Source organism: Kitasatospora sp. NE20-6 (assembly GCF_045862635.1).
This window is the reverse complement of sequence record NZ_BPRL01000086.1, coordinates 33,006-40,181: the sequence shown is the minus strand read 5'-3', so window position 1 is coordinate 40,181 and position 7,176 is coordinate 33,006. Positions and strand designations below refer to the sequence as shown.

General features: G+C 76.3%; 6 protein-coding genes. 4 read left to right on the top strand and 2 right to left on the bottom strand.

Going from position 1 to position 7,176, the window contains the following annotated elements:
- Positions 1-189: 189 nt before the first annotated feature.
- Both sucB and SNE206_RS36710 read left to right on the top strand, forming a co-directional pair.
- On the top strand, positions 190-1,971 hold the full coding sequence (gene sucB / locus SNE206_RS36715; protein ID WP_407917924.1) for a 2-oxoglutarate dehydrogenase, E2 component, dihydrolipoamide succinyltransferase: 1,782 nt from the start codon (positions 190-192) through the stop codon (positions 1,969-1,971).
- A gap of 325 nt (positions 1,972-2,296) precedes the next feature.
- Complete coding sequence (locus SNE206_RS36710; protein WP_407917927.1) at positions 2,297-2,812, top strand: DUF4240 domain-containing protein; 516 nt, start codon at positions 2,297-2,299, stop codon at positions 2,810-2,812.
- 33 nt (positions 2,813-2,845) lie between these two features.
- On the opposite strand, the gene SNE206_RS36705 is transcribed toward SNE206_RS36710, so the two are convergent.
- A complete protein-coding gene (locus SNE206_RS36705) occupies positions 2,846-3,877 on the bottom strand; it encodes a DUF2510 domain-containing protein (protein WP_407917923.1) in 1,032 nt (343 codons plus the stop codon).
- Between the two features lie 82 nt (positions 3,878-3,959).
- Positions 3,960-4,457, bottom strand: a complete 498-nt coding sequence (locus SNE206_RS36700) for an N-acetyltransferase family protein (protein WP_407917922.1) — start codon at positions 4,455-4,457, stop codon at positions 3,960-3,962.
- Between the two features lie 63 nt (positions 4,458-4,520).
- On the opposite strand from SNE206_RS36700, the gene SNE206_RS36695 reads away from it, so the two are divergent.
- Complete coding sequence (locus tag SNE206_RS36695) at positions 4,521-5,432, top strand: TIGR01777 family oxidoreductase (RefSeq protein ID WP_407917921.1); 912 nt, start codon at positions 4,521-4,523, stop codon at positions 5,430-5,432.
- Positions 5,433-5,783: 351 nt separating this feature from the next.
- Positions 5,784-7,157, top strand: coding sequence for an FAD-dependent oxidoreductase (locus SNE206_RS36690; protein ID WP_407917920.1), 1,374 nt, complete (start codon positions 5,784-5,786; stop codon positions 7,155-7,157).
- Positions 7,158-7,176: the final 19 nt, after the last annotated feature.

The window sequence follows — 7,176 nt, the reverse complement described above, 5'->3', positions numbered from 1 at the left end:
ATCTACAACTGGGAGGCACTGCCCGCCGAGGTCGCCCAGCTCATCCACGCGCACCCCAGCCAGTCCGAGGCCCTCGGCGAGGCCCACCTCGCCCTGGCCGGCAAGCCGCTGCACGCGCACGACTGACCCCGCGGGCACCCCGCACTCCCCCCATCCTGAACGCAAGACCTGATAGGAGTCGCTGACACCATGGCGGTCTCAGTAACACTGCCCGCACTGGGCGAGAGCGTGACCGAGGGCACCGTCACCCGCTGGCTGAAGGCCGAGGGTGAGCGCGTGGAGGTCGACGAGCCGCTGCTCGAGGTCTCCACCGACAAGGTCGACACCGAGATCCCGGCCCCCGTCGCCGGCATCCTCGCCTCGATCAAGGTCGGCGAGGACGAAACCGTCGAGGTCGGCGCCGAACTCGCCGTCATCGACGACGGCACCGGCACCCCCGCACCCGCCGCCGAAGCAGCCCCCGCCGCGGAAGCCACCCCCGCACCGGCAGCCGAGGCCCCCGCCGCACCGGTGGCCCCCGCCCCCGTCGCGGAGGCCGCCCCGGCAGCCCCGGCCGCTCCGGCCGGTGACGCCACCGCCGTGGTGCTCCCCGCGCTCGGCGAGTCCGTCACCGAGGGCACCGTCACCCGCTGGCTGAAGGCCGAGGGCGACAGCGTCGAGGTCGACGAGCCGCTGCTGGAGGTCTCCACCGACAAGGTCGACACCGAGATCCCGTCGCCGGTCGCCGGCACGCTCGTGAAGATCCTCGTCGGCGAGGACGAGACCGCCGAGGTCGGCGCCCAGCTCGCGCTGATCGGCGCCGCAGGTGCCGTCGCCGCCGCACCGGCGCCCGCCGCTGCTCCGGCCCCGGTCGCCGCCCCGGCTCCCGCTGCTGCTCCGGCGCCCGCGCCGGTCGCGGCCGCCCCGGCCCCGGCTCCGGTTGCCGCCCCCGCTCCGGTTGCGGCCCCGGCCCCCGTGGCCGCTCCGGCCCCGGTCGCCGCCCCGGCTCCCGCTGCTGCTCCGGCGCCCGCGCCGGTCGCGGCCGCCCCGGCCCCGGCCGCCGCGGCCGACAACGGCGACGCCTACGTGACGCCGCTGGTCCGCAAGCTCGCCGCCGAGCACGGCGTGGCCCTGTCGTCCGTCACCGGCAGCGGTGTCGGCGGCCGGATCCGCAAGCAGGACGTCATCACCGCCGCCGAGGCCGCGAAGGCCGCCGCCGCCGCGCCGGCCCCCGTGGCCGCCGCGCCGAAGGCCGCCGCCGCCGCGTCCCCGCTGCGTGGCCAGACGGTCAAGATGAGCCGCATGCGCAAGGTCATCGGCGACAACATGCTGAAGGCCCTGCACGAGCAGGCCCAGCTGACCAGCGTGGTCGAGGTGGACATCACCAAGATCATGGCGCTGCGCGGCAAGGCCAAGGAGTCCTTCCTGGCCCGCGAGGGCGTGAAGCTGTCCCCGATGCCGTTCTTCGTCAAGGCCGCGGCCCAGGCGCTGAAGAGCAACCCGGTGGTCAACGCCCGCATCAACGAGGCCGAGGGCACCATCACCTACTTCGACACCGAGAACATCGGTATCGCGGTGGACTCCGAGAAGGGTCTGATGACCCCGGTCATCAAGGGGGCGGGCGACCTCAACCTCGCGGGCATCTCGAAGAAGACCGCGGAGCTGGCCGGCAAGGTGCGCGGCAGCAAGATCACCCCGGACGAGCTGTCCGGTGCGACCTTCACCATCAGCAACACCGGCTCGCGCGGCGCGCTCTTCGACACCGTCATCGTGCCGCCGAACCAGGTCGCGATCCTGGGCATCGGCGCCACCGTGAAGCGCCCGGTCGTCATCGAGGCCGAGGGCGGCACCGCCATCGGCATCCGTGACATGACCTACCTCTCGCTCTCCTACGACCACCGCCTGGTGGACGGCGCCGACGCTGCCCGCTACCTGGTGGCGGTCAAGGAGATCCTGGAGGCCGGCGAGTTCGAGGTCGAGCTCGGCCTGTAAGGACCCGCGACGGGCCCCGCGGCCCGCAGCACCGCAGCACGGCGGACGCCCGCCCCCGCCCACCCGGGCGGGGGTGCCCCCGTCCCCGGCACCCGCAACCCCGCCCCCCCCCCCCCCGCCCCCGGGCGCCCCCCCCCCCGGCCCCCCGGGGGGGGGCGCCCGCCGTTCCGCGTCACCGGCTCCCCCGCCGCCACCGTCCGGACGGTGATGGCGGGGGTGCGGGCCCCGCTGCGGGGCGCGCCGGTCGTACTGTCCGACGGTTGCCCCCCGGTCCGCCCGTGTGTCGCATGCATCGGCCGGGGCGAGCGTGGATGCTGGAGCCGTGATGTACGAGACGGACTTCTGGCAGCTGATCGACGAGACCCGGGCCACCGCCGACGGCGACCCGGACGAGCAGGCCGACGCGATGGTCGACCGGCTGGTGCAGCTCACCCCCGACGACGTCGTCGACTTCGCGCGGCTGTTCGAGGCGAGGTTCCAGCGGGCCTTCACGACCGAGCTGTGGGGCGCGGCGCACCTGCTGCTCGGCGGTGCCTCGGAGGAGGACTTCGACTTCTTCCGCTGCTGGCTGATCGGCCAGGGCCGCGAGGTCTACGAGCACGCGGTGCACCACCCCGACGAGCTGGCGGACCTCCTGCCGGACTTCGACGAGGAGGAGGACGGCGACGCCGAGGACCTCGGCTACGCCGCCGACGAGGCGCACGAGCAGCTGACCGGCACGCCCCTGCCGGACCTCGACCTGCCGCCGCAGGACGGCCCCGAGGGCCCGCCGCTGGACTTCGGCGACGACGACGTCATGGCGAAGTACCTCCCGCGGCTGTGGGAGCGGTTCGGCCGGTGACCGCCCCGGGCCCGCGGCCCGGGGCGGCGGCGGTCAGGCGGTGCTGCCGGCCGTGAGCGGGCGGATGCCGGCCACGATCTGGTCGAGCACGGCGGGCTTGGGCGCCAGGCTGTCGTCGTCGACCCCGCCGTGCATCAGCACGTAGCCGCTGCCCTCCGGGTCCGGCACGGCGACCATGAGGACGTAGCCCTTGGCGCCCGACGAGGGCGTGACGTACCAGCGCACCGCGTAGCCGGTGGCACCGGCGACGGTGACGGGGCCGGCGTTCACCTCCTGGTGGCCGGTGAGGTCGCCGAAGATCCGCGGGGCGTAGTCGGCCATGGCGGCCCGGGCGAGGGAGCTCGCGTCGGTGCCCGGCACGGAGTCCTTCTCGATGGAGAACTGCCCGCGGATGCACTGCGTCTCCAGACCGCAGTCGTACGGGCCGGTGACCTCGTACAGCGAGCTGGCGCCGCTGGAGGTGTGGATCGTCCAGGCGGTGGGCCGCGGGACGCGCCAGCCGTGCGTGACGTCCGTGAGGGTGCCGCCGCCGAGGGCGGGCGTGCTGGCGCGCGGGCTCGGGCTCGTCCGCGGGGCGGCGGGGCTGCTGCGCGGCGCGGTGGGGGCGGTCAGGGAGGGCAGCGGCGAAACGACGACCGGGTCGTCGTCGCCCCCGGAGACCACCACGACGACGCCGACGAGGACGGCCAGGGCGAGGACGCCGGCCGCGATGCCGATGATCAGGCCGTTGCGGTTCTTCGCCGGGGGCAGCGCCGACGGGTAGGCGTACTGCGGGAGGCCCTGCTGCTGCGGGAAGCCCTGGTGCTGCGGGTAGCCCTGCTGCGGGTAGCCGTACGGCTGCTGCGGCTGCTGCTGCTGCTGCGGGTAGCCGTACCCGGCGGGCGGCTGCGCGGCCGGGCCCTGCCAGGCCTGGGTCGGTGCGTCGGCGATCTGCGCGGGCGCCGCGGGGCCGGCGGACCGGACCTCGGCGGTCCAGACGCTGCCGTCCCACCAGCGCTCCTGTGCGGCGCCGCCCGGTCCGGGCTCCGGGACGGGGTACCAGCCGGGGGGTGTCGAAGTGCTCACGGCCGTACGGTACCGGTCCGCGGGTGCGGGCGGGCAGGGGAGGCGAGGTCACGACTTGGACCGGCCGGGCCGTGACGGCAGGTCAGGCCACGAGGCTGCGGCCCATCAGCACGTCGTCGACGTACGCACCGTCGAGGAGGAACTCCTCGGGCAGGACGCCTTCGGTGCGGAACCCGCAGGCCTCGTAGAGCCGCCGGGCCGGGGTGTTGTGGCCGAGCACGCGCAGGGTGATCCGGCGGGCGCCGGCGGCCCGCACGGCCTCGCAGACCGCCTCCACGAGGGCCCGGCCGACGCCGTGTCCGCGGGCCTCGCGGGCCACGGCGAGGCCCTGGATCTGCCGGACGTGCCGGTTGGCCTCCAGCGGCGTCGGCGGGACGTTCCTGACGTACCCCACGATGCTGCCGGCGAGTTCCGCCACCAGGTACTGGTCGGGGGTGTGGCGCTCGTCGAAGAAGGCCCGCACCGCGGGCGGCCGCGGGGAGACGTCGGAGAGCGTCGACCAGGCGGCGCGGTCGAGCGCGGCGAGCGGGGCGTCGTCCCCGGTGCGGGCCGTACGGATCGTCAGGTCGTTCGGTGCCATGGCCGACATGCTAGGACCGGTCGGCTGCCCGCCTCACGGGCGGGGGCCTGCGAGGATGGGCGGATGCGTATCGCGGTGACAGGTTCCACGGGTCTGATCGGTTCGGCGCTCGTCCGCTCGCTGCTCGCGGACGGGCACGAGGTGGTGCGGCTGGTGCGGCGGCGCAGCCGGGTCGGACCGCAGTCGGACGGCACCGTCGGGGTGGGCTGGAACCCGTACCTGCTGCAGGTCGACGCGGCCGGGCTGGAGGGCGCCGACGCGGTCGTGCACCTGGCCGGGGCGGGCGTCGGCGACCGGCGCTGGACGCAGGCGTACAAGCGGGAGATCCGGGACAGCCGGGTGCTCGGCACGGAGACGGTGGCCGGGGCGCTGGCGAAGCTGAAGCGGCCTCCGGCGGTGCTGGTGAGCGCGTCCGCCGTCGGGTACTACGGGCAGACCGGCAGCCTGGAGATCGACGAGGACTCCCCCGCGGGCGACGACTTCCTCGCGCGGGTGTGCGTGGAGTGGGAGGCCGCCGCCCGGCCCGCGGCGGACGCGGGGATCCGGGTGGTGCATCCGCGTACGGGCCTGGTGCTGTCGGCGGCGGGCGGCGCGGCCGGCCGGATGCTGCCGCTGTTCCGGCTGGGGCTGGGCGGGCGGCTGGGCTCGGGCGGGCAGTACTGGAGCATCATCGCACTGGCGGACGAGGTGGCGGCCCTGCGGTTCCTGATCGACCGCCGGGAGATGTCCGGGCCGGTGAACCTGACCGGGCCGGTGCCGGTGACCAACGCCGAGCTGACGGAGGCGCTGGGCCGTGCGCTGGGCCGGCCGACGGCGCTGGCGGTGCCGTCGTTCGCGCTGAAGGCGGCGCTGGGCGAGATGGCGGTGGAGGTGGCGGGCAGTCACCGGGTGGTGCCGTCGCGGCTGCTGGCGGCCGGTTTCCGGTTCCGGTACCCGGACGTGGACGCGGCGGTGCAGGCCGCGTTGGAGGACTGAGAGGGTCCGCTTCCGGGTATCCCCGGGGCAGGCGGTGCCGTGCGGGCCATGGCACAGGGGGCGCACGGGTGCAGAGGCAGGGCGCGCCGTGCGCTGCCGGGCACGGCGGTGCGTGGCGCCTGCGGCGGATCGCCGCTGGTCCGGCGGGCACGGTCGGTGACCGCGCCCTCGCAGGGAGCAACCGCGCGTGCGCGTCCGGGCGATTCGGCCGACCCCTGCGGTCTGATCACCACATTGACGGGGCATCAGGTTGTCGGACCGTATCCCGGCACCCCGCTGCCCGCCTCGGCCGGAGCACCCGGGCCGGCCGCGTGCGAGCCCGGAGGCCGCCGTCAGGGAGGGAGCACACCCGTGCCCGCTTACGACTTCACCCGCCGCAGCCGCCAGCCGTCCGACCCGGACGTCGTGGTGGTCGGCGCCGGGCTCGCCGGGCTGGCCGCCGCCCGCGCACTCGCCGCACAGGGCCTCGACGTCCAGGTGCTGGAGGCCGCACCGCACATCGGCGGCCGCACCGCCACGGACGAGCTGGACGGATTCCGGCTCGGCCACGGCATCCACCTGCTCAACACGGACCACCCCGAACCGGCCCGCCGCCTCGATCTCGACCGGCTCGACCTGCGCCCGCTCACCCCCGGCGTCCTCGTGCACGCCGCAGGCCGCCGGCAGCGGGTCGGCGTGCCGCCCGCCCCCACCCGGCAGACCGCCGCCCGCGGCGCCCTCGCCGGCGGCCTGGGCAACGGGCTCGGCAGCAGCCTCGCCGGACCGCTCAACGGACTGCTCGGCAGTCCCCTCGACCGGGCCCGGCTCTCCTCCGCACTCGGCCGGCTCGCCGCGACCCCCGTGCCCCGGCTGCTGGCCCGGCCCGAGACCGGCGCGGGCAAGGCCTTCACCGACCGCGGCCTCGCCACCCGCACCGTGGAGGGCTTCCTCCGCCCGCTGCTCGGCGCCCTGCTGGCCGACCGTTCGCTGACCACCAGCAGCAGGGTCGCCGACCTCACGCTGCGCTCGTACGCCCGGGGACGGCTCTGCCTCCCCGCGGCGGGCCCGGGGGCGGTGCCGGCGCAGCTCGCCGAGGGGCTGCCGGCCGGCAGCGTACGGCTGGGCACCGAGGTGACCGCCGTGTCGACGGACGGCGTGCAGACCGCCCGGCACGGCCGGATCACCGCCCGGGCCGTCGTGCTGGCCTGCGACGCCCGCGCCGCCGCCGGCCTGCTGCCCGGCCTGCGGCTGCCCGGCTTCCACTCCGTCACGACGTACTTCCACGTGGCGGACCGCTCACCGCTCGGCGAGCCCGCGCTGCTGCTCGACGCCGACCGCTCCGGGGTCTCGCACTCGCTCGTGCTCAGCGACGTGCACGCCTCGTACGCCCCGGCCGGGCGGGCGCTGATCGCCACCACCGTGCTCGGGAGGCGCGGCTACGGCGCGGGCGGGCCGGCCGGTTTCGAGCCCGCGGTGCGGCGCCGGCTCGCGGAGCTGTACGGCACCTCCACCACGGGCTGGGACTTCCTGGCGGTGCGGCACTCCCCGGACGCCGTGCCGGCGATGCCCGCCCCGCACCACTTCCGCCGGTCCGTCCGGCTGCTCGCGGGGCTGTACGTCTGCGGGGACCACCGCGACACCAGCAGCGTGCAGGGCGCGCTGGTCTCCGGGCGGCGGGCCGCCCGGGCGGTGCTGCGCGACCTCGGGCTCGGCACGTCCGCCGGGGCCGCCGAGGCGGCGGCGTAGGGCCCTGCCCGGCGGTGCG

Excerpts from the sequence above, each read along its gene's own strand:
- SNE206_RS36710 (WP_407917927.1), top strand. The coding sequence starts at position 2,297 with ATGTACGAGACGGACTTCTGGCAGCTGATCGACGAGACCCGGGCCACC.
- SNE206_RS36695 (WP_407917921.1), top strand. The coding sequence starts at position 4,521 with ATGCGTATCGCGGTGACAGGTTCCACGGGTCTGATCGGTTCGGCGCTC.
- SNE206_RS36700 (WP_407917922.1), bottom strand. The coding sequence starts at position 4,457 with ATGGCACCGAACGACCTGACGATCCGTACGGCCCGCACCGGGGACGAC.
- sucB (WP_407917924.1), top strand. The coding sequence starts at position 190 with ATGGCGGTCTCAGTAACACTGCCCGCACTGGGCGAGAGCGTGACCGAG.